General features: G+C 58.2%; 1 protein-coding gene. It reads left to right on the top strand.

Annotated features, from left to right (window positions below; translation table 11 throughout):
* The first annotated feature begins 76 nt into the window (after nucleotides 1-76).
* A complete protein-coding gene (locus E1N52_RS43755; RefSeq protein ID WP_133191270.1) occupies nucleotides 77-1096 on the top strand; it encodes an IS110 family RNA-guided transposase in 1020 nt (339 codons plus the stop codon).
* Nucleotides 1097-1355 lie beyond the last annotated feature (259 nt).

Below are 1355 nucleotides of genomic sequence, written 5' to 3'. Positions count from 1 at the left end.
ACAACTAATGACATGGTCCGCCCCACCTTACCGAATAAGTTACGCTGACAGAGCTCACTCGGAACCGGAGACCATAATGGACCACGCGATGCTCGTTGGAATCGATCTTGGCAAGCATTCCTTTCACCTTCACGGTCAGGACCGGAACGGCAAGGCCGTGTTTCGCAAGAAGCTGGGGCGTAAGCAACTGTTTGAATTCTTCGCGACGTACGAGGTCTGCATCATCGTCATGGAAGCGTGCGCCGGCTCTCATCACATGGCGCGCAAGCTGTCCACATTCGGCCACCAGGTCAAACTTATTTCGCCTCAGTTCGTGCGGCCATTCGTGAAGTCGAACAAGAACGACTTCGTTGATGCCGAAGCGATCTGTGAAGCCGCATCGCGTCCAGCAATGCGCTTTGTGACGCCGAAGACCGAGTCGCAACAGACACTTTCGGTTCTGCACCGCGTACGTGAATCGATGGTGCGGGACCGTACGAGAACGATCAACCAGACGCATGGTTTCCTGCTTGAGTTTGGTGTTGGTCTGCCGGTCGGCAAGACCGCCATTGCGCGATTGCCGGAACTTCTCGATGCGCACGCATTGCCGCCGCGGCTGATAGCGATTCTCGAACGCCTCCATGAACACCTCAAGTATCTGGAGAAGCAGATAGGTGAGATTGAACGGGAGCTGGCGCGCCAACTCGCCGATGACGACGTTGGGCAACGGCTCATGAGCATTCCGGGAATCGGCCCGATCACTGCGAGCGTGCTTGTCGCAGAAATGGGCGATGGCAGGCAGTACAGGTGCAGTCGTGACTTCGCCGCGTCAGTTGGACTTGTTCCGCGCCAATACAGCACCGGCGGAAGGTCCAACTTCCTCGGGATCAGCCATCGAGGCGACAAGCACGTCAGATGTCTTCTGGTCCTGTGCGCCCGAGCCTATTTGCGCGGGCTCGAGAAGCGAACTGGCCGGCTCGCGGAATGGGCGCGCGCGATGATGACGCGGCGCCACTCAAATGTTGTGGCGTGTGCGCTGGCCAACAAGCTGGCGCGAACCGCGTGGGCCATCGTCGCACACCATAGCACCTTCGATTCTGAATTCGCCAGACCCTAAGCGTGAACGAGCACAAGGCAAGCATTTCCTCATCTGCTTTGCGACGACTGAAACCTGATGACGTGAACGGCACACCGGCCTGCGGAACACCCCGGCAAGTAAAGAGGCTCCTGAAGCCGCACAACTTTATGGGGGCCGTGGGCGCGAACTTCATCGAGGCGCGGGGAGCAGTCCCCACAACGACGCCGGATAGATTTGCGCAAGCCAACACTGCATCAAGCGTCAGGGGTTGCAAAACTGGGGCGGACCATAGATTTAC

It is taken from the genome of Paraburkholderia guartelaensis (assembly GCF_004353905.1).
GTDB classification, from domain to species: Bacteria; Pseudomonadota; Gammaproteobacteria; order Burkholderiales; family Burkholderiaceae; genus Paraburkholderia; species Paraburkholderia guartelaensis.
Note: the sequence above shows the minus strand (reverse complement) of the source record. Positions and strands in the feature narration are given on the sequence as shown.